The sequence below is a fragment of the Streptomyces sp. NPDC096136 genome, from assembly GCF_044763325.1.
Taxonomy (GTDB): domain Bacteria; phylum Actinomycetota; class Actinomycetes; order Streptomycetales; family Streptomycetaceae; genus Streptomyces.
On sequence record NZ_JBIWFZ010000034.1, the window covers coordinates 1 to 24504 of the forward strand.

Genomic DNA, 24504 nt, shown 5'->3' on the forward strand with positions numbered 1-24504 from the left:
GCTGGGCTTGGTGTGCCTCGGCGAGCTCGCGGCGGGCTTCGGCGAGCTGGCCGCGCAGTTCGCCTGCGGTGTGCCGTGCCTCCTCGGCGGTGTGCCGTGCCTCCTCGGCGAGCTGCACCGCGACGGCACGGCCCCCCTCGGCCTGCCCCCGCGCCAGGGCCTCGGCCTGGTGTGCCGCCTGCTCGTTGGTGAGCTGCTGGCGAAGGGCCGTCACCTCCTCGATGGCGACCGTGACTCGCTCGCGCGCGTGGTCGGCCTCAACCTGCGCCGCCTCCGCAGCGGCCTCGGCCCGCTGTGCTTCGGAACGGGCCTCCATCGCGTCTCGGCGTGCCGCTGCCGCGTCCTGCTGTGCCATCTGGATGGCGGCGCTGGTGTCCAGCGCGAGCCGTACGCGGTCGCCAGCCGAGGCGAGGCGTTCGGTCAACTCCTCTTCGCGCGGGGCCGGCACGCTCGCGAGTGTCGGCGGGACGGATCCGCGGCCACCTTCAGCTCCTGGTGTGGTGGTCCTGGTGCTCATCGCTCCCCCTGGGTCTGGGACGGCACAGCGGGGTGTGCCGCTGGGGCCGGCGTGCGGCTCTGGTGTGCCGCACGCCGGGTGGTCTTGTGCGTCACGCGTCGACCAGTTCGCGGCTGTCGGCCTCGGCCTGGTCGTCGTCCTGCTGGGTGGGCCGCAGCGGGCCGATGTACCGGTTGGCCGGTGCTCGGTCCAAGCTGATGCCGTGCTCGGCGAGCTCGGCCCGCAGCACCTCGGCGATTGCGTTCGTCGTCCGAGGGTCGTTGGGCTTGATCCGGTGGTGATACAGAGCCTCAAGGGCGGCGCGCTTCGTCGGGTAGCTCAGCAGGTCCCTCAGCGGTGACGCCGGCTCCTCCTCCTGTGCCTTGCCCTCCTGCGGCACCCGGGCCGTGATGACCCCGGGTGTGCCACCGTGTGCCGCTGCTGCCTTGGGCTGCTGAACGGGCTTCGCGTCGCTGTCGTCGACGCAATCCGCCGGCTCCTCGTCTGCCTCTGGCTCGGTTTCCGGTGCGACCTCGGCACGCGGTCCCGGCACGGGTGTGCCGCCCTGTGCCGCCGGGGGTGTGCCGAGCATGCCGATCTGTGCCCGTAGGGCCGCCTCGGCATCGGTGGCCACGTCTTCCATGTGCCGAGCCTCGCCCTCCAGCGTGTCCAGGGCACGCGCCTGAACCTGTGCCGCGCTCGGTCGGTGCCACGGCGACTCGGCGTCGCTGATGTTCAGCTGCGTGGCGCACTGACGCTGTGCCACGCGGGACCGGTACAGGTCGCACTGTGCCTCGTCCGTGGCGAGCCCGGCACGGTCCTGCCAGACGGCCAGGCGCCTGGCGATCCGCCTTCCCGTGCGCCCGGTCTTCTTGTCGTCCGCCAGGCGCCTGTACCGGTCGTCAAGGTCGACGGCCTTGTCGAGCGCGCGATCTCGGGTGATCTCCGCAGCGGAGCGGCTCCGGTGGGCCAGGCCGAGACGGGCCATCAGCCGCTCGCGCAGGTCTCGCATGATCTGGGCCATGGCAGTCTGCGACTCTTCGCCAGTCCGGTGCCTCAGCTCAAGGCCGAGGGCCGAGTGTGCGGCCAGGGCAGAACCGAATGAGCCGATGATGATTCGGACCATCGTGGCCGGCGTGAAGCCCGAGCCCTCGACGTAGGCGGGCACGGCCGACAGAGCCGCAAAGATCCACACGGCGGAGCCGTACCAACCACCGCTCCGGCTGTCGGTGTCGGCCATGCGCTCGCGGGCGCCGAGTACGCACATGGCCATGAGCGACTCGAACGCGGCGCAGGCTAGCAGCCGCTCCGGGTCGCTGGACATCGCCAGCCCCTTGGGGTCGCCCGTGAACCGGTACGAGGTGTTCAGGCTGACGCTGGTGCAGATGATGAAGGCGCCGACGGCCGCAAGCGTGCCGGCGCTGAACTTCCGTCGGCTCGCCTTGTCCTCGGGGGCCAGGCCGCGGGCCTTCATCGCCCGCCGCTTCAGCCCTACGGCGATCACGACTGCCGCCAGGGTCGACGCGGAGACAACGACTGCGAGCTGAGACTCTGCCCATGCCGTGAGCTGCGTAAAGGCGGTCATCGGGTTACCCCCCGCCCGCTTCCGGCCATGCTGGTTGGTGTGGTCGTCAGCTGGCGTCGACTGGCCTTAACGTGGTGGTGGTGCATGGGGACCTTGCTCCTCATTCCCTATTGACCCTGGGGACGCGCTTCGTGGTAGTCGGGCGTCTCCAGGGCTCTTCTTCCCCTGGTTGCTAGCTAGCTAGCTCGCTCCCGAGCGTTCTAGCTCCCTCGCGCGCTCGCTTCCTTGCGCGCTTTGGAGCGTGCTAGCTACCTCGCTCGCTCGCTTCCTTGCGCGCTTTCAGTTCCTTGAACTCGGCCGCGTAGGCCTTCTTCAGCGCGTGCTCGACGGTCTCGCGCTTGCTCCACCCCTGCTTGTCTCCGACGAAGGCCACCAGCTCGTCCACGTCCGGATCAACGCGGGTGTTGAGCTGCACCGTCGCGGCAGGGCCCCTCCGCCTCCGAATCGCTACGGCCGGCGGGGGCGCCCCCGTGTCCTCGCCCCGGGGCACTGCGGGGTCCGGCTCGTCGGCGGCCGCCCTCGGCCGGGCGGGGGGGCGCTCACGTTCGCTCATCAAAGAATCCTGTTCAGCAACAGTTCGCGATACGCCGCGAACACCTTGTCTCCGCCTGCCTTGCCGCCGTACTCGGCGTAGAACTCCCCCGCAGCGCGGCACTCCTTCACGATCACTCGCTGCTCTACATACGGCGTCAGCAGCATCCCGGGGGAAGTCCTCTTGAACTCCTCCTCAGCCCTCCTCGCGTCCCGAGTCCAGACAGCGCCGTTCCACGCGGCGCCGAGAATGATCCCCACCTCTTGAGGGGCCTTGGGTAGCCCTGCTTCCTCGCGGTACGTGTGGAATTTGCGGACCGTCAGCTTGGCTCCGTCCACACCGTCCAACCCGTCTTCATCGGGCTTGGCCGCATAGACGATCTTCGTGCATGCGGTCAGTCCGTTCTGAGTGAGGACACCGCCCTGCCGATTCGGAAAGTCGATCACCACGAACCCGGCCTTGGTCCCGGTCAGGCTCCGCCTGAGCCGGCGCTCGGCGTGATCGTCCGGAGTCTTCTCTTGCGCAGCCAACCGGCGCGAGCTCGGGATGACTCGGAGATTCGGCGGCCAGCCCTTTGCCGTGTCGAGCGGGACGGCGATTGCGTCCGCCCACCCCTCGACGTCATCAGCGGCCAGGATGGCGCTCATTTCGAGTGGGCGCCCATTGTCGTCCGCCGCGGCGACCGCGCCGGTCCACTTGGTCGCCCCGGCCCGGGGGTCAAGGTCGCCAAGGATCACGTCCTGGTCGGGAAACTCCCGTGCGTATGCGACGGCCAGGGACACAGCAGTGGCTGTTTTGGTGATGCCCCCGGTCTCCGAGTAGCTGCCGACTACTTGAGGTCCAGTCATGTCCGGCATGCTAGCTCCAAAGCTCGCGCTCTCGCTTTCTAACACGCTCCCTAGCGTGCTAGCTAGCAAGCAAGAAAGCAAGTACAGTCGGGACCAAGAGAGGGGCCGGGCTTCCGACGGCCCGGCCCCTCAGTTCGGCGTGGCCGCAGTTCGGAGTTGCTGGCCATGCCCTGATCCTGCAAGGAGGATCTCCCGTGACTGTAGTACCTGACTTGGGTGAACGGTTGGTGGGCCGCACCACGCTTCTGGCAGCTGCGAAAGCGGCCTCGCGACGCCGGCTGATGGAGCTGTCTCCGGAGACGATCTCAGATCTCGCGGCCCCCTTGGTGGTGGGTGATCCGCTGGTGCAGCTGGCGGCCGCGATGCTGGGGGACCGGTACGTGGACCGGTACGCGGCGGCTCGGATGCTGGGGGAGGACCTCGGAGCGTGAAGCAGCGGAGCGGCGGTCCCCACTGGGTGGGGGCCGCCGCTCTGCTGTTGGGCTGTCAGGAGCGGGCTGCCTGGGCGGCTACGAGCCTCTCCATGTACCGCGCGGCCTGGCGGTAGGCGCGGGCGTCCTCGCCGGGGATCTGGGTGCGCATGCGGATGACGGCCTGTCCGGCGGTGATCGCCTGGTCGGGGTCGGCGATCCTGAGCCAGAGGGAATGGGCGCGGCACGCCGCCTGCTCGGCCTCGTGGTGGAGGCCCTTGTGCCACCAGCGTTCGGCCACGTCGCGGTAGAGGTGGATGGCGCCTGCGGTGTCCCCGCCTTCCGCGGCGATGTGGGCCAGGACCTCGCGGGCCTTGAGCGCTTCGTGGTGGCTGGGGCCGTGTGCGCGGCTCATAGCGTCATCGAGGGCGGCGGCGAGTGAGCGGGCGTCATCGAGGCGTCCGGCCTCGGCCAGGTGTCTGATCCGGGTGTAGGTGGCGGCTGCGGAGTCGTCCGGTTGCTGGCTCGCGGCGGCGGGGGCGGCCGGTGGTGCCGGCGGGGGCGTCTGCGATGCCTCCGGGCCGGGGGAGTGGGCATCGTTGGCGGACGGGTGGGGCTGCGGCGTCTCGGCGTGCTGGCGGGGGTCGGGCACGAGACGCTGTGGCGTGCGGGGCTCCAGGGCGGGGACGTTCATGGCCGCCGGTGGGTCGTCGTGCGCCGGGCCCTGTGGCGGGGGCTGGTGTGCGGAGACTGCGGCGGTCTTCTTCTTGCGGCGGCGGCCGGCGTTGGGCTGACGCGCGGGTCCGGCCTCGATGGCCTCGCCGTCGGGGTCGATGATGAGCGGCCATACGGTGCCGTCGGGGTCGATGGCCTCGGCCCGGACGGCGCGCGGGGGCTTCAGGTGAGTGCTGGCGATCCGGGCGACGGCCTCGATGGCTTCCCTCCGCCCGGGGTGGGTGCCGTCACGGATCACGGGGCCGGTGAGGGTGACGGTGCCATCGTCGGCGGCCCGGAGCTCGTACAGGGGCCAGGCAGGTACCTGGTCGGGGCTGGCCATGTCCTGCTCTCTTTCAGACGATGCGGATGGAGTTGAGCCGCCAGGGCTGGGCGGGGGTGGCCCGGGTGAGCTCGGCGTAGACGGTGCGGACCTCGGGCGGGCCGCTCCATCCGTCGCGGCCGGTGGGGGTGACGGTGACGGTCCACTGGCGGTAGGCGGTGGTCAGGCTGTCCAGGGGGCGGCCGGCGTCCTCGGTCTGCTGCAACGTGACTTTGGTGTAGGCCTTGTGCTGTGCCCATTCGGCCCAGACGGCGCCGGGCACTGCGTGGCTGGCGGCCTCGTTGAGCTGGGAGGCGTAGGCCTCCGTGCACCATCCGGCGGCGGCTGTGCGGCGGCCGGCGTCGTTGCGGCTCGTATCGAGGGTGGTGTCATAGGTGTGCAGTGCGGTCAGGGCACCGCGGCTCACCGCGCTCGCGTCGCTCTGGTCCACGTTGGCGGGGGACGGGATGCCCCCTTGAGGCTGGCCCTGGGCGCCGGGGGACAGTACCGGCGCTGGCATGGGCCAGGACGGTGGGGGATAGGCGCCGGTGCCGGAGGGAACCGGCCTGGTCGGTGCGGGCGGTGCCGCATCGTCCGAGCCCTTGCCGTCATCGAGGAGGCCGCAGCCGGACAGCAATGCCGCCAGGGCGGCGGCCACGGCCAGGGACTCAAGCTGACGCCTGCGAATCATCACCCGAACCTCCGGATCTTCATCGGCCTGCTGCTGTAGTAGCTGTCGCCGAGCGAGGAGATCTTGACCACGTCGCCGGTTTTGGGGGCGTGGACAAACTGCCCGTCGCCCACGTAGATGCCGATGTGGTCGAAATCGTCACCCCCATGCAGGGCGAATCCGATGACGTCTCCGGGTCGGATGCTCGCGCGGTCGACGCCCTCACCCGCGGTCACCTGGATCTGGCTGGTACGCGGTATGAGTAGCTTGCCGTCTGAGGCATGGTAAACCGCGTATTGGACCAAGGATGAGCAGTCGAAACCGCGGGTATCCGCTCCCTGGGCAAAGCCGTATCCGGGGCCGTCGGGGCCGCCCCCGCCCCAGCTGTAGGGGGTGCCGAGCCACTTTTTCGCGTTGGCCACCACTCGCTGCCCGAACTCGGTTGCAGGACCACCGTCCTCCATGGCCGCGCTGTATTTCGGGATCAGGCTCATGATGGCGGCCACGTAGCTTTGGGTCTCGGAGATGGCGGGGACGGCGCGCGCACGGCGGACGGTATCGGGGCCCGCGTTGTACGCGGCCAGCATGAGCCGCGTCATGTCGCCCTCTATCCCATAGCCCTTGATCTCGCCGACCAGCCAACAGTCATACCGGGCCTGCGTCATGATCGCGTCCGCCGGGGTGAACACGTTCGCCCTGCCGTCTCCGTCGGCGTCGACACCCCAGGTTGCCCAGGTCTCCGGGATGAACTGGCTGATTCCCTGGGCGATGACGGCCCCAGTCCGCGGATCGTGTGACTCCGCGTCCGGCCGCCAATTCGACTCACTCTCGATCTGAGCGGCGATCAGGGGTGCGGACACCTCGGGGCACTGCTGACCGGCAGCGATCACCCACCGGCGATACGCCTCTGGTACCGCCCTATTGTTGAGGGAGTAGCGGCCCAGACCCCTCCCCGACTTCTCGTCGTCCTCGGTGCCGCCTATCACGGCCAGGCCGAGCACGAGCGAGCCGCAGATCACGCCGATGCCGGCGACCACGGCCAGGCCTCCGCCGCGCACACCGCTCATTCGGGCCTCACGAGGCGGGCGGCCCGTCCTCCGCCGCGGGCACCCCGCGCGCCTCCATCAGCTGGGCGAGCTTCTGCCGCGGAAAGCGCCAGGGGGCAACGGTTCCCGATCCGACCTTGAAGGCGGGCAGGTCGCCGTCCTTGGCCATGGTCGCGGTTCGGCCGGAACTGATCCGCAACAGTGCAGCCACTTCTGCCGTTGTCAGTACCTCCGGATACCGCGCCAGCACCGTGGAGGCACTCGGGGGCTCGGCGTCCCCTGACATCAACGCAACTATCCGCGCCTTCAGGAAGCGCCACTGCGCCCGCTCGCCTGACCCCACCTTGAAGGCTCCGGGGATCTCCCCCCGGTTGGCCATGGCGGCCATGGCCTCGGGCGCCATGCGCAGGATCCGGGCCGCTTCGCCAGTGGTCAGAACGTCGGGGTACTGGGCAAGCGGCTCGGGCTCGTGATCGGTCATGGTGGCGCATCCTAGCCACAGATCCCCCCTGTGCCTCAACAGTCCGCAACATCTCTCAGCATCCGTCAGATTAGCTACAGGTGTGCTGAGTTACTACAAGATAACGTCTTGCAGCGACACATAGTGTGAGGTCTAGACTGCTGGGGCTACTCAAGCGGTGTGAGGGGGGTCGGTGGTGGCAGTGGTGAATCCGTGGGTTGCCCGGGAAGAGCCTGCGGGCGGTGAATCCGAGGTGCCGGATGCGCCTGTTGTGCGGCATGAGTTCGCGCGGGTGCATCCGCAGCCCAAGTCTGTGCCGCGGCCGTCGGGAGGCCTGCCCTACTCGCCCGGTCCGATCGACGGCCGGGGCGGCTGGTGGTGGCTGGGCTGCCACGGCGGCGCCGGGGTGACCTCCCTCGGCCAGGCCGTGCCGGGCGGCCACGATGCCGGACGTGTGTGGCCTGTGCCCCGCGCCGGTCACAGTCACCCGGTCGTGCTGGTGGCCCGTTGCGACTACGGCGGCCTGACGGCCGTCCAGACGGCGGCTTCCCAGTGGGCATCGGGCGCGGTGCCCGGTGTCGACCTGCTCGGCGTGGTCCTCACGCCCTACTCTGCCGAGCGCCGCTTGCCCCGCCCCCTGCGCGATCTGCGCCGGCTGGTGTCCGGCGGGGTGCCCCGCACCTGGGTCCTGCCCTGGGTGGAGGGCTGGCGCCTGGGTGAGCCGCCCGCCGCCCGTCCGTCCCGCGAACTCGTCGCACTCGGCGGCGAGCTGTCCCGCCTCACGTCCTCAACGGGGAGTCAACATGTCTGAGCTTCTTACCTGGGCAAGCGCCGCGCACCCCTTCGCGGTGCTCGCGGACGTCCCCGCGCCCTCCTCCGTGGCCCCACCCGGAGTCGTCCAGAGCAAGTTCACCCTGATTCTCGGCTGGGTGATGTGGGTCGTCAGCGGCCTGGCCGTCATCGGAATTTTCGTAGTCGCGGGAAAGATGTTCACGTCTTTCCGCACGGGTGAGGGCTCCGAGCACATGAATATGCTCGGAAAAGTCCTGGCGGGCTGCATTCTCGCTGCCAGTGCGGCACCGATCGTCAACGCCATTCTTTAGGGCACGTCGGCGCACCTGACCACACTTCTCCAAGGGGGCATGAAATGGCGGATTCCCAGCGGGATTCGCGGTCCGGGACCGAGAACCCGGGTCCTTTCTCAAGTAAGGCATTCATCGCATCGGCCGCGTTTGTGGCGGGTATCGCCCTGCTGGGCGCGGTCATCGCGGTGACGGGAGGACCCGACGAGAGCAAGCGGGCCACGGCGGCGCCGTCTGCCAGCGCACCCCCTCCCGCTGCCCCCGCCCCGGGGCAGGGGCTGCCCGCAGGGAGCCCCTGCCCGGCCACGGGCGAAACCAACGACCGCATCCCCCTCGATCCTCCACCCGCCGTTACCTGGTCGATTACGGACGGGTTCGCCCTTCCTGCGTCACGCACGGCCGGCCCTGTGCAGATTAATGGGGATGTCGCTCGCTGCTACGCGCACAACCCGGTCGGCGCCTTGCTCGCAGCCGTGAACATCACGGCGCGTGCGATGTCGGCGAAGGATTGGCGGGCCATCGCCGATCAGCAGATGGTGGGTGACGGAAAAATGAACTACATCACCACGAGGGAGAACTACGAGAAAAGCCAGGGGACTTCGGCAGCTCTCCGCGCAGGAGAACACGGCCAGCTCGCCGGGTTCAAATACATCACCTACGGCACCGATACAGCCGTGGTCGATCTGGTGTGGCGGTCGCCGTCCGGAACTCTCGCTGCCGGACCGGCCACGCTGCGATGGAGCGGCGGCGACTGGAAAAATGAGGTCACCATTTCCGCACCCCCTGGCAAAGCACTCGACAATCTCGCCGGCTACATCGAATGGAGCGGGATCTAATGGCTTGCACTATCGCAGGGATCATCAGCCCTGCCGCTGGCGCCATGTGCGTCGCGGCCGACTGGACTGCGAAAAAGGCAGGCGAGTCCGCATTCGACTCCATTGCAAAGAGTTTTGCAGATGGGGCCGGCTGGATGCTGAAGGAAATGACTGCGGGGTGGCTCCAATTGCCGAGCCCTCAAATGGACCAGACCGGGCAGAGCGGACCCATCTGGTTCCTCCGTGAAAGCACCGAATGGGTAACCGCGTGGGTGGCCGTTCTGGCCTTGCTCATCGCTTCCGGACGCATGATCTGGGAGCGGAGATCCGAACCGGCCAAGACTGCTGCCGCAGGCATCCTGCGCCTGGTGCTGGTCTCGGGCGCCAGTATCGCGGGCTTCAATCTGCTGATGGCCGGGGGCGATTCATTCTCCGTCTGGATCGTCAACCGCTCCACCGGATGTTCTGAGGCCGATCAGGCGGCACAGCACTGCGTCGACATGTTCGGGCAAAGAGTCCTCGCATTCACCGCATTCAACGCCACCAACACGGCCGGCAGCGGCGTCATCATAATTCTCGCGCTCCTCATCCTCATCGCATCAATCATTCAGATCGCATTCATTCTGGCCAGAAACGCAATGCTGATCATCCTCGTCGGAACACTGCCTTTGACGGCCGCCGCCAGCACCACAGAGGCAGGAAAAGAAGGATTCCGTAAGGCATTCGCCTGGAGTCTGGGCCTTTGGCTGTACAAGCCTGCCGCGGCGATCGTCTATGCGGCCGCTTTCTCCGCGATCGGCCAGTCCAAGACATCCGATATTTTCACGCAGATCAGCGGCGCCGTCCTGCTGTTCCTCGCAGCTTTCACACTCCCCGCAATGATGAAATTCACGACTTCGCTGGTGCAGGTGACAGCAGGGGGCAACTCCCGCGGCGCCGGATCCGTCATCGGGGGCGCGGGCTCAGCCGTGGCCTCCGGAGCAATCGCCCTCAAGACAGGCGGCGCGAGCAAGGCGGCGGGAGCTGCGGGCAAGGGCGCTCAGGCCACCGGCGCCGGCCAGGGATTCGGCCGGGGCGTCCCGGGTCCTGTCGGCGGACAAAACCGCCCGCCGGCTCCGTCGGGCGACGCAAAGCCCCTAGGCAGCGATCCGCAGAAGTCACGCACTACCACGCCGAGCACCGGTTCGGGAGCCCCCAACTCGGCACCCGGCACGCCGCCGCGTCCGCGCCGCCCGGAAGAGGAGGACCCCAGTGGTAGCAAGTAGCGCCCCCCGTCAGCAGCGTACCTACGGCAACTGGCGGCGGCCCCAGACTGCGGGCATCGGCGCCCTCGGCCTGGTCGGCACCGTGGCAATGATGGCCGGGCTGGTCCTAGTGGTGCTGGCCATGCTGTCGTCACTGTGGGTGGGTCTGGCGCTGGCTGCCCTGCTGGGGGTGGTGCTGGCGCCCATGGCGATCCGGGACCGTGACGGCCGGTCGCTCCTGGTCCGCATCGGCGGCGCGCTGGGCTGGCGGATGACGGTCAACGCGGGAGCCCACCTCTACCGGGCCGGCCCGCTGGGCCGCACGGGATACGGCACCTGCACCCTGCCGGGCCTGGCGGCCGCCTCCACGGTGACAGAGGCTCAGGACGCCTACGGCCGGCCTTTCGCCATGATCAGCTACCCGACCAATCACCATGCGGTCGTCCTCAGCTGCGACGCCGACGGCGCGGGGCTGGTCGACCAGGACCAGGTGGACATCTGGGTGGCCCACTGGGGGCAGTGGCTGACCAGTCTCGCCACCGAGCCGGGCCTGATCGGCGCGAGCGTGACCGTGGAGACGGCTCCGGACACCGGCATCCGTCTGGCTGAGGAAGTGCACGGCAACCTCTCGCCCAATGCGCCCGCCCTGGCCAAGGCCATGCTGGCCGATGTACTGGCCACCTATCCGGCAGGCTCGGCGCAGATCAGTACGCGCATCACCCTGACGTACTCGGGTGCCGCACGGCCCGGTCACGAGCGGCGCGACGCCGAGGACATGGCCGTCCTGATCGGGAACCGGCTGCCGGGGCTGACGTCCACGCTCGGCATGACCGGCGCCGGCCCGTCCCGGCCGATGACCGCCCGTCAGCTGGCCGAGGCGGTCCGCGTCGCCTACGACCCCTCGGTAGCGGCCCTGATCGAGGAAGCGCAGGCCACCGGCGGCACCGACCTGACCTGGGACGATGCAGGCCCGATCAGTGCGGATGAGGAAGTCGGGGCCTACCACCACGACGGTGCGTGCTCTGTCACCTGGTCCATGTCCGAGGCTCCCCGCGGGGCGGTCCTGTCCTCTGTCCTCACTGGGCTTCTCCAGCCGAGCGAGGACATCGCCCGCAAGCGGGTGTCGCTCCTCTACCGGCCTCACGACCCTGCCTCGGCTACGCGCATCGTGCAGCGGGACAAGCGGGACGCGGAGTTCAGGGCGGGCTCTGCAAAGGCGGCACGGGCCCGTGACGACGTCGCGGTGCGGGCCGCCCGCCAGTCTGAGCAGGAGGAGGCGACCGGCGCCGGGGTCACGCGGTTCGCTCTGCTGGCCACGGCCACCGTTGCCAGCCGAGCCGACCTCCCGCGAGCTGAGGCGGCCATGGACAACTTGGCGGCCCCGGCCCGTATCCGGCTTCGCCGCATGGACAGGACGCAGGCCGCCTCGTTCGCGGCCGCCCTGCCCATCGGCCTGGTACTGCCCGAACACGTCCTCGTGCCGTCCGCCGTACGCGACAACTTGTAACCGGGGGGGATAGTTCATGGCACGCACCAAGAAGATCGCCAACCCGCGCCCGGGGCCCGGCCTGCGGGGCTGGGCAGGGCCCGGGGGCGGCGCCCAGCTCTACCTTGACCCGCCCACGGAGTGGCGCGGCACCTCCGTACAGGTCTGCGGGCTGTGGCCGTTCGGCGCCGGCTCCGGCACCCCGATGCAGGGGGTGCCGCTCGGTCGTGACCTCCACTCGGGGGCCACCGTGTGCTGCGACCCCATCTCGTGGTTCATGCGCGCCGGGTTGATCCTCAACCCCTCCATGTTCGTCCTCGGACAACCCGGGCTCGGCAAATCGACGGTGGTCCGCAGGATGGTCCTGGGACTGTCCGGCTACGGCGTCCAACCGCTGGTCTTCGGGGACCTCAAGCCGGACTACGTGGACCTCATCCGGGCCCTGGGCGGGCAGGTAATCACCCTCGGGCGCGGACGCGGATTCCTCAACGTCCTCGACCCGGGCGAGTCCTCCGCGGCGGCGGCCCGGCTGACCGGCGATGCCCGGCGTGCCCTGCTCGCCGAAGCACACGGCCGGCGCCTGAACTCCGTCTCGGCACTGATCACGATCCTGCGTTCGGCGCCGCCGACCGACCGCGAAGAGACCATCCTCAATGCGGCACTGAAGGTGCTCGATGACCGTCACACAGGAGGTGTCCCGGTCCTCGGTGACCTCGTCCAAGTCGTCAAGGAGGGTCCCGAAGCGGTCCGCGCGGTCGCCCTGGACCGCGGCGACCTCAACCGCTACCGCGACATCACGGAGGAACTCGAATCGTCCCTGACCGCCCTCCTGGGAGAGGGCCGCCTGGGCGACACCTTCGCCCAGCAGACGACCGAACCCATGCGAATGGACCGGCCGGTGGTCTTCGACATCAGCTCGATCGACGACAGTGAAGAGCTCCTTCAGGCAGCCGCGCTGATCACCTGCTGGGGATACGGGTTCGGCGCGGTGGCCGCGGCCCAAGCACTCGCGGATGCGGGCCTGGAGCCACAACGGCATTACTTCCTGGTCCTGGATGAGCTGTGGAGGGTCCTGCGCGCCGGAAGAGGTCTCGTCAACCGGGTGGACGCGCTGACCCGCCTCAACCGGCAACGGGGCGTCGGCATGGCCATGATCACGCACACCATGAAAGACCTCCTGTCCCTGCCGGAAGAGGACCGCCTCAAGGCCTCCGGCTTTGTGGAGCGGTCCGGGATGGTGATCTGCGGCGGCCTGCCGATGGAGGAGATGCCCCGCCTTACGCAGGTGGTGGACCTCTCCAGCGTGGAACAGCGCATGCTCACCGAATGGTCGACGCCTCCGGCCTGGGCCTCCTCGGACACCCGCGACATCGACCCGCCAGGCCTCGGCAACTTCCTCATCAAGGTGGGCGGCCGGCCGGGCATCCCCCTGCACGTCGACCTCACACCCGCCGAGCTGGACGTGAACAACACCAACCGCCGGTGGCAGAAGGGGGCGTCCGCATGAGCGCGACCAACAAGCCGCGCGGGCCCGGCGGCGACTCCTCCCCGTACCTGCTCATCGGCGCCTGCGCCGTGGTCCTGGCGGCTGCTGCGGTCGCGTGGACTTCAGCGGCCGCGGGCGCGGCCCTCTCCGACCGGCCCCGCCCGCCCAAGAACCCGTTCGCTCTGCTGATCGAAGTAGCCACCGGCGACTACACCTGGCCCGGCACGTGGGCGACCGTGGTCCTGGTGCTGGAGCTCCTCGCGGTGGCCACCATCGGCGTGTTCGCGGTGAGGGCCGTACGCGGCTACCGGGCACGCCTTCAGCCCATCGACGCGGCCGCCCGCCACATGGGCAAGGGCAAGGACCTGGCCCGCATCTCGAAGACGGGTGCGCAGGCCACCGCCGACCGGCTCGGCTCGCAAGCGGGCATCGGTGTCTTCATCGGGCGGACGGTCCTGGGCCGCCAGCCGCTCTATGGGACGGTCGAGGACACCCACGTGGACATCTGGGGTCCCCGGACCGGCAAGACCACCCGGAAGGCCATTCCGGCGATCATGGACCACGGGGCCGCGCCGGCCTTCGTGACGTCCAACAAGCGTGATGTGGTCGACGCGACCCGCAGGCCGCGAGCGGGCCTCGGTAGGGTCTGGGTCTTCGACCCCCAACAGATCATCGGCGAGGCTCCCGACAGCTGGTGGTGGAACCCCCTCAGCTACGTGACGAGCGTCGCGAAGGCCGAAGAGCTCGCCGGCCACTTCGCCATGGACTCGCGCGGCGAGAACGCCAGCACCGATGCACACTTCGAACCTGCGGGCATGGAGCTGCTGGCCAACCTGCTCCTGGCTGCCGCCCTCGACCACCGGCCCATCACCCAGGTATACAGCTGGCTGTCCGACCAGCGTGACTACGAACCGGAAGGCATCCTGCGCCAGGCCGGCGCGGACTACGCGCTCTCCGCAGACAGTGTGCGGGGAACCCTCGACGCGGCCGACAAAGAACGAAGCGGCGTCTTCTCCACCGCCCGGCGCATGGCGGCGATCCTCCGCAATCCGGAGGTGACCCGCTGGGTCACCCCCAACGGGGACGACCGCGACGAATTCGACCCCGTGAAGTTCGCCTCCAGCAGCGACACCATGTACCTCATCTCACGGGAGGGCGCCGGATCCGCGGGGGCCCTCGTCACGGCCCTGTCGGTCGCCCTGTGCGACGCAGCCGAGCGCACCGCGATGCACTCGCCGGGCGGCCGTCTCAGCCGGCCCATGCTCGGTGTCCTGGATGAGGCGGCCAACGTGTGCAAGTGGGCGAACCTGCCAGCTCTCTACAGCCACTACGGATCGCGCGGCATCGAGCTGATGACCATCCTCCAGTCCTGGGACCAAGGCGTAGAAGTCTGGGGGGAACGCGGCATGGGCAAGTTGTGGAGCTCGGCCAACGTCGCCACCTACGGCGGCGGCGTAAAGGACCCGAAGTTCCTCGGCGACCTCTCCAGCTTCATCAAGAAGCATGAGGCGACAAGACGGAGCGTCACCCGCCAGCCCGGGCCGAACGGCGGAGGGCTGTTCTCCTCAGGCCGCTCCACCACCATCTCCACGCAGCAGGAGGAGACCCTCGACGTCGCGGACCTCCTAGCCGTGGGATCCGGGCGCGCCATCGTGCTGGCCTCCCAGACACCGGCCGTGCTGGTCGAGACCGTGCCGTGGTGGGAACGCGAGTGGGCCGCCGAAGTTCAAGCCTCACTCGACATGCACGACCCGGGAGGCAAGAAATGATCATGGAAGACGAGTGGGCCGACCTCCCGCCAGCCTCCACGGCTGAGACGGCCGCAGAACCATCCGCCACGGGCTCCGAGAAGAAGAAGCGAAAGAAACGGAAGAAGCCTCCGCCGCTGGTCTACCCGAACCTGCACGAATTCGTGACCGACTACTTCGCGCAGATCATCCGGCGCAGGCTCTCGGGCAACACGCAGGTGTGGTGTGCCGAATGGTGGCGGCACCCTGAAGCCTTGTCCCGGCTGACAGCCGTCTGGCGGGCCTGGGAGCACCTCCAGCACGAACCGGCACTCGGCATGTCCACCTGGTGGCTCCAGCACTGCGACCCACACATGCGGGCACTCATGGCGCCGGACACCGGCCCCTTCAGCATGTGCCGACCGGAGCGGCATTCCACTGACCTCAAACCCCTGCCCCTGGTCCCGGCCCACCCGAGTCTCTGGCTGAACCCGGCATACTCCAGCGCTCCTGACCAGGGCGACGAAGCTTCGGCGTCCTAGGGGCGCATTCGGATGTACGGGTGGGGTGCAGCCGGTGACGCCGGTTGCACCCCACCCTCATGCCCACGCCCCCGGCTACAGGCCCTGGCGCTCGATCTGGCGGCCGTGCTCGCGGCCTTCGGCGACCCGTCCGGTGTCCTTCGCCGGCGTGCGCTCGGTAGCGGCCTCGGCCCCCCGCGGGTAGCCGAGCGCCCCGAGTCGGGCGGCCTCGGCCGCCTCGGCGTCTCCCATCCCGCTCAGCGCCTCCGCGGCCGCCGCCCGGCGCTCGTCCTCCTGCCCGTCTGCGGCCTCCTCCAGGTCCTCCGCCACGGCTGCGGCGGCCTGCACCGGAATGGCCACGAGTCCGGCCGGGTTCGTGCTGGCTCCGTGCTGAACCTCGACCGACGACACGGCCGGGCTCGCCCCGGCCTCACGGGGTGCGGACACCTGCGTCGGCACGGCAAACGGATTGCCGTAGATCTGCTCTACGGCTTCGGTCAGCTGCCCCCGTGCATCAGGGGCCAGTGGACGCCCCCAGCGGGCTTCGAACTCGGCCGCGAGCGTCTCGGCCGCCTGTCCGCTGTTATCGGCGTACATCCTCACTACGGCCGGGTCGGCCTCGCGGTCGAGCCACTTCCCCTGATCCTGCAACTGGAGACCCCTCTCGCCGGTCCGCGTGGCCTCCTCCACAAGACGGGCGGCCTCAACACGAAGTTCATCGGCGTACGGACCGCTTTGGGCTGCTGCCTCCTTCTCCAGGCGGGTCGCACGGGTAAAAGCGTCAAAGCTCTGCTCGAAAGCCCTTTGCGCCTCGGCTCGCAGGGCCTCACCGCGCGCCGAGAGCGTCGCTGCGGGCCCCGGCCGGTCCTGTCCGCCAAAGAGGCCGGCCACCATGTCCGGTGATGCCCTGGGCGGCAGGACCACACCATGTTGCCGCTCCACGCCGGCGACCAAAACGGCCTGCATGCTCTCGCGCGCCTGGCCCGCCTCCCACTGCTGTACGTGCTCCCAGACGCCAGCGATCTCCTGGGCACTCGCGGTGGCCCACCATCCGTCGTCCAGCGTGTCCGTGAGGCGGGCAGCCTCGTAGACGCGCGCCGGGTTCTCCCCCCGGATCTCCGCGGCCGTCGCCGCCATCCTCAAGGCCGTATCCGCCCGCTCCTGGCGCAGCTTGGAGATGCCCTCGCTGGTGTCGGCCACGTTGCGCTCCAAGCGCTGCAACCGCCGCTCATCCGCTGATGTGGCACTCTCCATCTCCATCCGCTTCAGGTAGTCCTCACGCCGCCCGATGCGCCGCCATTCCTCCGCCTCCAGCGCCTCCAGCTCAACCGACAGCGCGTACAGCAACTCCGAGGGCGTGGCGTTGGTGTGGGTACCGGCCACGATCGCGTGAAGCCGCTCGGTCTCCTCGGCGAGAATCTCGGCTGTTTGGTCTCCCAGCACCACGGCGGCCGGCACATGGCCAGCGTTCACGTCACCGGTGTTCTCCACGATCTCGGTGACGAACCGGCCTTCGCGGCCCTTCGTCGGCTCCGCCCCAGCGCCTGACGCCCAGGACTGGAACTCGGCGGCGGCGACGGCCCCGGGAGCCCGCCCCCGTGGCGCTGACACACTGCCCTGGAACGCGACGGCGTAGGGGTTGTCCGCGTCGCGGATGACGACCGCGTACGACACTCCTTCCAGGGCCTCGGCGGCCGCCCGGCCCTGCTCCAGAACCTGCCGGTACGCGGGGTCGGAGAGGGCCAGCAGCCGGGCGAGGTCTTCGCCGTTCACATCCCACTGGGGGACCTCGATCCCGAACCGGTTCTTGAGCTCCCCCCGCATGTGCTCCAGGGTCAGTACCGCGTACGGGTCGCCGTGCGCCGCCCATTCGGCGGCGGCCTGCCAGCTCCGGGCGATGCGCTGCGGATCCGGCTCTTCCCAGAACCGTTCCTGATGCGCAACCCTCAGCAACGGCTCTGCTGACGCGCGCTCCGCCTGCATCCGCTCCCATGCCGCGCGGGCGCGCTCGTCCTCGGCTTCCCGTGCCAGCCTCAGGCGTTCCTCCCGAGCCTCCACGGCCATCTCCGCGGCCAGCGCGGCTACGAGAATCAGCAGCCGGATGGTCTCGGCCATCGCCTCGGTAGTCGCGTCATAGACATCACGCGTGGAATCGTCGTACTGGGACATCTATCTCCTTCGCTGACGGTCTCACCCGGTGGCTATCGGCCGCGCCCGGGTCCCTGCCTCTCCGGTCCTGCCTCCGGTCCCCCGGGCTCCAGCCCCGGCCTCGGCCGGCGGATGGATCCAGAGCCGGAACCAAGCTGTTCCCTGATCTGTTGCAGCCGCGCGAGATCCCCTTGTGCGCTGCGCGCGACTTCGGCCGCCTGATTCAGTTCCTGGCGGGCCTGGTGGAGATCGTGGACGGCGCGCATCGTGTTGCGCAGTGCCTGCACCATCAGGGCCTGCCCCAGCGCGCTTGCTGCGGTTGAGCGTGAATACCGAGCCACCCGCGCGGCTCCTCTCAGTTGTCCGGCAGGAGCGGCCAATCCCTTGCGCCGCTCCTCGTGTGTACGTTGCGCGGACCGCGCCAATACGTCGGCCGCGTGCGCTAGGGGGCCGGGACGCTGCTCCAGCCGTGCGCTGAGCACGGCCATGACCCCTGCGGCATCCGCGGCCGCCTGTGCCCACCGTGCGGTGTCCTCGACCGGCACATCGGCCAGCCGACTGCGTACCTCGGCGATCTGCTGCGCGGCCATCTCCCACGCACTCTCGTCCTGCATGAGCACGTTGGTGACGCGCGGTTCGGAAACCCGGCCTGTCTCACCCCACACCGCGACTGCCGTCTCCGGGCTCGCGCCTGGCCACTGCTGACGCAGCTGCGAGAGGGTCAGATCGCGTGCCAGTTTCCCGCCAGCGAACCACACCGGCGCGCTCCGGTCAGTGTGGAGGGCCACCGAGTAGCCGACCACTGCGGTGCGTCCTCCTGCGGCGTAGCGGGGGCGTGCGATGACGCCGGATGACCTCAGGAGGCGTACGAAATCGGTTTCGTTCTCTGCTGTGGCTGCGGCGGCTCGGACACGCCGAGCCAGGGTCAGACGGTCCGGCTCGTCCTGGCCCCGGCGCCGTGCGGACTGGAGCTCACCCGGCTTGAGCCCGGGTGTGCTCCGGCCCTGCCGGCCTTCGACGCGGCGGAGGCCCATTTCGCTCTCCAGGACCGCACACACCTGTTGGCTACGGGGAAAGTCCCGATAGACGTTCGCCTCGTTCCCGTCCTCGCGTACGAGGTTCACCACGAGGTGGATGTGGTCGTTCCCGCCGGTGCTCTGACCGTGGTGCACGGCGATCCACCGGCACGGGGGTTTGCCGCCCGGGGCGTCCAGCCCCATGTCATTGACCATGCGCCTGGCGACCTTGGCCCACTGCTCGTCGGTCAGCTTGCCGTCCCCGGGCGGAAGACTGATGGAGCAGTGCCAGACGTGCCCGTCCTTGACGGACGTACCGAAGAGGTCCTGGGGGCTGTCGAGGTCGGCGGCGACGGCCGCAAGCTGCTTCACACCGCCGGCGAACCGGGGCTCGCCCTCAGCGGTGAATCCGTCGTAAGCCGCCACGATCCGCGCGTCCGTGTGCTCGTTCGCCCGGCCTGGCCCGAAGAGGTAGCGGACCAGACCGGCAGTGTCCCTGCCGCGCGTGATGTTGGGCATCACGGCGCGTACTTCCTCGCCATGTCCTCGGTCCGCTCAACGGCAACCGCGAGGCGCCGCAGGATGGCAGAGATCTGCGCATCCGTGGCCTCCCCGTCTGAGTTCAAGGCCTTGGCTACCTGGTTGAGATTGTTGGTGGCGTTCCCGAGGAGACGGCGGACCGCCATGACCTCCTCGTAAAGACGATGGCGCTCGGTCTTCGTGAGTGGCGGGACTCCCGTCGCGGCCTCCACCAGGGTGCGCGGGACGCTGACCTGAAGGGCGATCGCCCTTCCCTGCACCTTGGCGAACTCCTCGTCGTTCATGAGCACCTTGGTGACGTGATCGCGCTTCCCCTCGCCTCGCTTCAGCTTGCCGCCCTGCGGCGTCGCCCGACGGGGTGTCACTCGCTCGGCCATCGGCCCCACTTTCTCCCAGCGAAGCGACCCCGGTCCGCCGGGGATCACACGCCAGTGTGCCACCCCTCGCCGACGTCAGGCGAGGGGAATCCGAGTTTGGGTAACCCAAACTCCTAGCTTGCTCCCGCTGACTAAGGTGGGCACTGCTACCTCAGTCGCTCGATTCGTGTTGTCCTGCGTCGCTGCACTCTTCGTTTTGCAGCTCCACCTTTCGTCTGGGCCTTCGCCGTGCAGCAGCACCGTGCATCTGTGCAGGACAGTTGGCCCGAACGCCGGGAGGAGTGTGCACGGCGGGCCCGGAAACGAAGGATGAGTCTGCACACTCTGGCCGCACGTCGTGTAGGCACATCGTTCGTCCCGCCGGTCAGCCACGCGAGGCAACGAACCATTCAATGGCGATGGACACGTGTCCTGTACCGGCTGACTCTGCATATGTCAGCCTGACTCTGCATCTGGGTCTGCATCGGTCAGTTCGACCTTGCATCGAGCTGCGGCTTCGCAGGTCGACAGACGGAACGGACGGAGCACGGCGGCCGAAGATGCAGGGTCGGCCTGACCTTCCGCGGTACCGGTCGCCCAACCCATTCCTTCACCTCCCTGGTCATGGCCACCGAGCGATGCAGCCTCCCGCGCGAACGGACAATTCGTGACGTGCCTTGTCTCGCTGAACATTGCATCGTGCAGGTCTACTTTGCATCTGCCTCTGTGTGCTCCTTCCTTGCGCCGCGGTCTTGGGTCGCTACAGTGGCGGGATGGCGAACTCATTGGATCTGGAAGCGACACTTCGGCAGGCTCGTGAGCTGATGGAGCGGCGTATCGCGTCGGTGGAAGCGCACAAGCGCAACGTTGACGCCGAGTCTGCGGCGCGGGCCGAACTGACCGAGCGCGAGCAGAACACCGCTCGTACCTGGTCTGACCTCTTGAGGGCCGGCTGGTCCGTCGAGGAACTCCGGTCGATGGGTTTCCGTGAGCCCACGGCTAAGGCGCCCAAGAGGATCAACCGTGCGCGCAAGGGTGAGGATCCGGCGCCCGCTCCTGAGGCACATGTGCCGGCTCAGCCCGTCGGCACCTCCGGGTCGGTTCCCACTCCGCAGTAGCGCCGCAGAAGGGTGAGGGGCCAGACCGAAATCTTTCGGTCTGGCCCCTTGTGGTCTGCTCGGGCTGTGGCATTTTTCGGGTGCGGATTTCGTGGGTGGGGCGGCATCCGTCACATGGAATGCGCGGCCGGCGCCGTCGCCGTCTGCGGCGGCTCGGGGCGTCCAAAAAGATGGCTGGCGGCGGAGAGGGGGTGCCCGGAGGGGCGCTCGGTTCACCGTCTGTCAGGCGTGTGCGGGGTCGGGCGCCGTACCCCCGCCGTCAGTGCTGCGGGTGCGTGAGGCGACCGCACCGCCGGGCTGTGGCTGGGGGGGAGCTATCAGCTGCCGCGATGTGGCCGGGAGCGGTGTTGTCGCTCCGCGTCGGTGCCGGTCTCGTGGTGGCTCGGGAGCGCGTCGATTGGTGTCTCCCGGACGCCCGTGGACACCCACCGCCCAAGGCCCGTAGGTGGGACCGCACAGGCCTGCTCGCAAGTGCAGCCGATGAAGTGGACACCGTTCGCTAGCCTCCGTCGCGATGTGGCCGCATGCTCGCGCTCACCTGTGTGGCGATGGGGTCTACCGATCCAGGCCGGTACTCTGATCGTGCTCCAGTACGTGTTCCGCAATGGGTGTGGATGGCTGCTGTGCCCAGCCTTGTTGAGTTTCGGCAGACCGGGGACGGAACCCTAGTCCGCCCAGCCTCATGATCTCGTTGAGGTCGTCCATTTCAGGATCTGCATCGTTGCCTTGAGCCGACTCCAACACCGTGTCGGCCATCGATGTCGGTGTGGATCGACTCGCTGTCACAGATGGTGCGTCCGGGACATGCGCGGGGTTGCGCTCGTGGTGCCTGTGTCGTGCGCTCGCGAACTGTTCCCGTGTCCGGCTCTCGTGTGCGCGGGCTGTCGGGGGTAGGGCGGCTCTGCGCTGTATCTCGGTCCGATCAGTGGTGGGGTCGAGCTGGCTGTCTGGGCGAAGGAGGGCGGGGAGCACTGCCTCTGTGAGGCTGTGGGAACGCATCGTCTGAAGCAGGGGTTTGGTTGCTTCGTGTGCAGTCCGGTCGGGGCTAGTGGGGTCGCCTCCCGTCATAAGGGCCACAGCGTCGGCGTTCTCTGCGAGACGTTCCAGCACCGGGCGGCTTGCGTCGTTCACCTCCAGGCGCGCGGCCATCTGCACGGTCACCGTGCGGTACATGGGTAGCCACTCGGCTGCTTCTTCGGGCGGAAACGGCCGGGCGCGTTCGTCGGTGAGTGCTCGCACCGCAGCCGGGGGATACATCCACTCGCGGGTCTGCTCGTGGCGCTCGTTGGTGTAGAGGTCGGTGCCGCTCCGGTTGGTGATGGTGATGCGGCGGAATGCGGGATCGGCCTCGGCGGCGGCCACGGTCTCCGGGACCTTGCCGTAGGCCAGGTCTTGGAGTGCCGGGGGTGTCCAGCGGCCTCCGTCTAGGAAGCGGTCGACGGCATCGAGCCGGCTGCGTTCCTCGCGGACGGCGAGGGCGACTATTTCGACTCGGTAGCCCGCCTCAGCGAACGTCTGGCCCGTCCGCAGGGTCATGGTCGGGTCACGGAAGACACCTTCGAGGATGAGGCTGTATCGCTCGCGCATGGCGTATTCGATGCTCATGCGGACCCATGCGCCGGACGCCTGAGCGGTCGCGGTCTCACGGGTCTGGGCGTCGACGTGACGAAGCTCGGCATAACGGGGGTGCAGTGACCGCAATTCGTCGCCGGTGAGCGGAACAAGGGAGGCGCTTGAGTGACGCTGCTGGGTGGCTGCCATGGCCATGGACTTGCCGGCGGCCGGCTGGCCGCCCAGGAGAACCAGCACGGGCCGCTTCTGCGGCTCAAAGCCCGCGAACACCCGCTGTCGTACCCGCTGCTCGAACCGGGCCCGCAGTGCGTCTTCGCCGAGGTAGTAGTCACTGGGCTCCGTCATTCGCCGGCCTCCAGCCTCTCCGCCTCGGCTGTCCACCTGCCGATGTACTCGATCAGCTGAGCCCGGTCGCGGGCGGGCACGGCCAGCTTGGTGTTGCGGACCTCCATCGCGAGCTGCCACCAGTGGTCACTGTCTTCGTCGGTCACCGCCTGGTCGGACCGGTGGGTGTACGCGCCGATCAGCCGGTTGGAGGCCTCGGCGAAAATGTCGTAGATCACGGCGGTGGGCCGGTGCTCGTAGGGGTCCTCGGTGCTCATGGCGATTCGCCTTCCTTGTCGCTGTCAATGAGTTGGGCCGGCGCGGCGGCACCTGGTGCCTGTGGTGCCGCCATGCGGCGGGTTGAGGCGTGGTGCACAAGCGGAGAGTTCTGGTTCAGCGGCGGGGGCTGGCCCGCATTGCTGACTAGCGGCGCAAGATGTTGACCAGCTTCGACGGATCGGTGAGGGGGGCTCCGTCGGGCCCCTTCAGGTGCGGGCTGATCCAGATCCGTCGGCGCAGTGCCTGACCGGTTCCGTACGCGTGGTTACGCCAGTGCCCGCGCACGATCCACCGGTGGCGGTAGGAAAGGCTGAGTACGTCGCCGTCGGAGCGCTCGGAGGGAGCGGTGGACTGGTGCCGCAGCGTGCAGTACCGGGTGGACGTGAGAAGGGACGGATCCATCCGGGCAATCCGCTTCGCCGCTGACTTCGGCGTCGTGACAGGCTCGTCGCGGGTGAGCGTCTGTCCCATCAAGAGCCAGGTTGCGACGAGGGTGCGTTCTACCTGATCGAGAAAGGTCCGGGACTCGATCTCGCGTGACAGTTCCCCCGGCGTGAGGCCAGTCGGGAGTGGCGCGTCGGGCAGCCACTGAGGCGCCTCGGTGAAGGGCATGTTCGTGAAGCCGGCCAGGACAAGGTCTGTCGGCGGATCGAGCCGCCGGAGGACGGCCTTCTCCGCGGTCGTCAGCTCCCGGTGACCCTGCACCGGATCGGCGGCGGCCAGGAAGCGCATGTGCGCGTCCCGCTCCGCGAGGATGGACACCCCGACGCCTCCACGTCCCGTGGTCCACATAGCCCCCCAGCACGGGACGTCGATGGGGAAGGGCGGATCGGTGATCGGCTGCTCCCACACCACCAGACCGTGTGGGGACGGCAGCTCCTCGCGGGTGAGCCGGAAGGACGGGAGTTGCGTGGAGGCGGCGACGGCGAACCTGGCCATGTCCGCGTTGACGTAGTACAGCTCGGCCGCCCTGAGCGAGGTGTGCAGCGTGTCAACAAAGCCGTGACCCCACTGTGCTTGCCCCAACTTCATGAGGGGGCGGCCACGGGCCCCCCTGGGGGAGGGATCACCGAGCCAGGCAACGAGGTCGGCACGCAGCTCGGGAACCTCGCGCGCCGTGATCGCGGCGGCCGCTGACGATCCGGGCATCAGATCGTGCCCCTGTCCTGAAGGAGGCCTACGGCACGGGCGCCGTCCAGCACCGTTTCACCGGGGCCGGCGGTGCGGTTGTGGAAGCGCACGCACGCGTCGACCACAGCCAGCGCCTTGCCCCGGGACCACTGGGTACGGATCTTCTGTGCGAGCGACGTAGCCGCTTCACCGGGCTCGCCGGTCTCGTCGTCCACGTCGGCCTCCTCGACCTCCGCAGACAACAGGGCGTTGGGCGCCCCACCCCAGAACGAATCCAGGATCATCCCCTGCGTCGCCTGGAGAAGAAGCACCGCCTCGTCCTCGCTCAGAGCCGCGCCCCTCAGTTCCGACGGAAACAGGTTGAAGATCATCGACAGCCACATGCGGGCCGTCTCGGACATGGCCCGTTCTCTGACGGCGTCGTCGGGGAACTCCTCGAAGCCACGGGTGCGGGAGGCCAGGTGCTCGTCAAGCGGGCTCATGGCCCGGAACTGGATACGCGGTGAAGCCATCGTGATCATCTCCTCATGAACGGGTCTGGGGGTGGCTGAGCGCCCAGCACCGGGGGCGCGGCGC

Annotated in this window: 24 protein-coding genes and 1 pseudogene; 10 read left to right on the forward strand and 15 right to left on the reverse strand. The window is 68.9% G+C overall.

What is annotated here, in order from left to right:
• The 4 genes and pseudogenes from ACIRBY_RS37020 to ACIRBY_RS37035 all read right to left on the reverse strand — a co-directional run.
• Positions 1-448, reverse strand: a pseudogene (locus ACIRBY_RS37020) (hypothetical protein); the annotation flags it as partial.
• 160 nt (positions 449-608) lie between these two features.
• Positions 609-2081: a hypothetical protein gene (locus tag ACIRBY_RS37025; protein WP_403909263.1), complete on the reverse strand. Its 1473-nt coding sequence runs from the start codon at positions 2079-2081 to the stop codon at positions 609-611.
• 244 nt (positions 2082-2325) lie between these two features.
• Positions 2326-2496, reverse strand: coding sequence for a hypothetical protein (locus ACIRBY_RS37030; RefSeq protein ID WP_403909265.1), 171 nt, complete (start codon positions 2494-2496; stop codon positions 2326-2328).
• A 137-nt stretch (positions 2497-2633) separates the two neighbouring features.
• Complete coding sequence (locus ACIRBY_RS37035; protein WP_403909268.1) at positions 2634-3461, reverse strand: ParA family protein; 828 nt, start codon at positions 3459-3461, stop codon at positions 2634-2636.
• A gap of 194 nt (positions 3462-3655) precedes the next feature.
• On the opposite strand from ACIRBY_RS37035, the gene ACIRBY_RS37040 reads away from it, so the two are divergent.
• On the forward strand, positions 3656-3892 hold the full coding sequence (locus tag ACIRBY_RS37040; protein ID WP_403909271.1) for a hypothetical protein: 237 nt from the start codon (positions 3656-3658) through the stop codon (positions 3890-3892).
• Between the two features lie 55 nt (positions 3893-3947).
• On the opposite strand, the gene ACIRBY_RS37045 is transcribed toward ACIRBY_RS37040, so the two are convergent.
• The 4 genes from ACIRBY_RS37045 to ACIRBY_RS37060 form a co-directional block, all read right to left on the reverse strand.
• Positions 3948-4928 carry a hypothetical protein gene (locus ACIRBY_RS37045; RefSeq protein WP_403909274.1) on the reverse strand — a complete coding sequence of 327 codons (981 nt, stop codon included), beginning with the start codon at positions 4926-4928 and terminating at the stop codon, positions 3948-3950.
• 13 nt (positions 4929-4941) lie between these two features.
• Positions 4942-5427: a hypothetical protein gene (locus tag ACIRBY_RS37050; protein WP_403909277.1), complete on the reverse strand. Its 486-nt coding sequence runs from the start codon at positions 5425-5427 to the stop codon at positions 4942-4944.
• A 170-nt stretch (positions 5428-5597) separates the two neighbouring features.
• Positions 5598-6644, reverse strand: a complete 1047-nt coding sequence (locus tag ACIRBY_RS37055) for an NlpC/P60 family protein (protein WP_403909280.1) — start codon at positions 6642-6644, stop codon at positions 5598-5600.
• A gap of 7 nt (positions 6645-6651) precedes the next feature.
• Entirely contained in the window at positions 6652-7104 is a 453-nt protein-coding gene (locus ACIRBY_RS37060) for a helix-turn-helix domain-containing protein (protein ID WP_403909283.1), read from the reverse strand.
• 172 nt (positions 7105-7276) lie between these two features.
• Between ACIRBY_RS37060 and ACIRBY_RS37065 the strand changes: the two genes are divergently transcribed.
• Genes ACIRBY_RS37065 through ACIRBY_RS37100 form a run of 8 tightly spaced genes read left to right on the forward strand, consistent with a single transcriptional unit; the run spans position 7277 to position 15465 of the window.
• Positions 7277-7894 carry a DUF6668 family protein gene (locus ACIRBY_RS37065; protein WP_403909286.1) on the forward strand — a complete coding sequence of 206 codons (618 nt, stop codon included), beginning with the start codon at positions 7277-7279 and terminating at the stop codon, positions 7892-7894.
• Positions 7887-8186: a hypothetical protein gene (locus tag ACIRBY_RS37070; RefSeq protein ID WP_403909289.1), complete on the forward strand. Its 300-nt coding sequence runs from the start codon at positions 7887-7889 to the stop codon at positions 8184-8186. Before ACIRBY_RS37065 ends, ACIRBY_RS37070 begins: the two co-directional genes overlap by 8 nt.
• A gap of 44 nt (positions 8187-8230) precedes the next feature.
• Positions 8231-9001, forward strand: a complete 771-nt coding sequence (locus ACIRBY_RS37075) for a hypothetical protein (protein ID WP_403909292.1) — start codon at positions 8231-8233, stop codon at positions 8999-9001.
• Positions 9001-10245: a hypothetical protein gene (locus ACIRBY_RS37080; RefSeq protein ID WP_403909295.1), complete on the forward strand. Its 1245-nt coding sequence runs from the start codon at positions 9001-9003 to the stop codon at positions 10243-10245. Before ACIRBY_RS37075 ends, ACIRBY_RS37080 begins: the two co-directional genes overlap by 1 nt.
• Positions 10232-11731, forward strand: coding sequence for an SCO6880 family protein (locus ACIRBY_RS37085; RefSeq protein ID WP_403909298.1), 1500 nt, complete (start codon positions 10232-10234; stop codon positions 11729-11731). The genes ACIRBY_RS37080 and ACIRBY_RS37085 overlap by 14 nt, the downstream gene beginning before the upstream one ends.
• A 16-nt stretch (positions 11732-11747) precedes the next feature.
• On the forward strand, positions 11748-13217 hold the full coding sequence (locus tag ACIRBY_RS37090) for an ATP/GTP-binding protein (RefSeq protein ID WP_403909301.1): 1470 nt from the start codon (positions 11748-11750) through the stop codon (positions 13215-13217).
• A complete protein-coding gene (locus ACIRBY_RS37095; protein WP_403909304.1) occupies positions 13214-14965 on the forward strand; it encodes a type IV secretory system conjugative DNA transfer family protein in 1752 nt (583 codons plus the stop codon). The genes ACIRBY_RS37090 and ACIRBY_RS37095 overlap by 4 nt, the downstream gene beginning before the upstream one ends.
• Positions 14962-15465, forward strand: a complete 504-nt coding sequence (locus tag ACIRBY_RS37100) for a DUF4913 domain-containing protein (RefSeq protein ID WP_403909307.1) — start codon at positions 14962-14964, stop codon at positions 15463-15465. Before ACIRBY_RS37095 ends, ACIRBY_RS37100 begins: the two co-directional genes overlap by 4 nt.
• 75 nt (positions 15466-15540) lie before the next feature.
• On the opposite strand, the gene ACIRBY_RS37105 is transcribed toward ACIRBY_RS37100, so the two are convergent.
• The 3 genes from ACIRBY_RS37105 to ACIRBY_RS37115 are packed head-to-tail and all read right to left on the reverse strand — an operon-like array spanning position 15541 to position 19525.
• Entirely contained in the window at positions 15541-17613 is a 2073-nt protein-coding gene (locus tag ACIRBY_RS37105) for a hypothetical protein (protein ID WP_403909310.1), read from the reverse strand.
• A 32-nt stretch (positions 17614-17645) separates the two neighbouring features.
• Positions 17646-19127: a relaxase/mobilization nuclease domain-containing protein gene (locus tag ACIRBY_RS37110; protein ID WP_403909450.1), complete on the reverse strand. Its 1482-nt coding sequence runs from the start codon at positions 19125-19127 to the stop codon at positions 17646-17648.
• Complete coding sequence (locus ACIRBY_RS37115) at positions 19127-19525, reverse strand: hypothetical protein (protein ID WP_403909314.1); 399 nt, start codon at positions 19523-19525, stop codon at positions 19127-19129. Before ACIRBY_RS37115 ends, ACIRBY_RS37110 begins: the two co-directional genes overlap by 1 nt.
• A gap of 752 nt (positions 19526-20277) precedes the next feature.
• On the opposite strand from ACIRBY_RS37115, the gene ACIRBY_RS37120 reads away from it, so the two are divergent.
• Positions 20278-20622 (forward strand): hypothetical protein, encoded by a 345-nt coding sequence (locus ACIRBY_RS37120; RefSeq protein WP_403909317.1) that lies wholly within the window; start codon positions 20278-20280, stop codon positions 20620-20622.
• A 555-nt stretch (positions 20623-21177) separates the two neighbouring features.
• Here the strand turns inward: ACIRBY_RS37120 and ACIRBY_RS37125 are convergent.
• The 4 genes from ACIRBY_RS37125 to ACIRBY_RS37140 form a co-directional block, all read right to left on the reverse strand.
• The gene (locus tag ACIRBY_RS37125) at positions 21178-22539 is read right to left on the reverse strand and encodes a zeta toxin family protein (protein WP_403909320.1); all 1362 of its coding nucleotides are present in this window, start codon (positions 22537-22539) and stop codon (positions 21178-21180) included.
• Positions 22536-22796: a hypothetical protein gene (locus tag ACIRBY_RS37130; protein ID WP_403909323.1), complete on the reverse strand. Its 261-nt coding sequence runs from the start codon at positions 22794-22796 to the stop codon at positions 22536-22538. The genes ACIRBY_RS37125 and ACIRBY_RS37130 overlap by 4 nt, the downstream gene beginning before the upstream one ends.
• Before the next feature lie 145 nt (positions 22797-22941).
• Positions 22942-23946 carry a hypothetical protein gene (locus tag ACIRBY_RS37135; protein ID WP_403909325.1) on the reverse strand — a complete coding sequence of 335 codons (1005 nt, stop codon included), beginning with the start codon at positions 23944-23946 and terminating at the stop codon, positions 22942-22944.
• Complete coding sequence (locus tag ACIRBY_RS37140) at positions 23946-24449, reverse strand: hypothetical protein (protein WP_403909328.1); 504 nt, start codon at positions 24447-24449, stop codon at positions 23946-23948. Before ACIRBY_RS37140 ends, ACIRBY_RS37135 begins: the two co-directional genes overlap by 1 nt.
• Positions 24450-24504 lie beyond the last annotated feature (55 nt).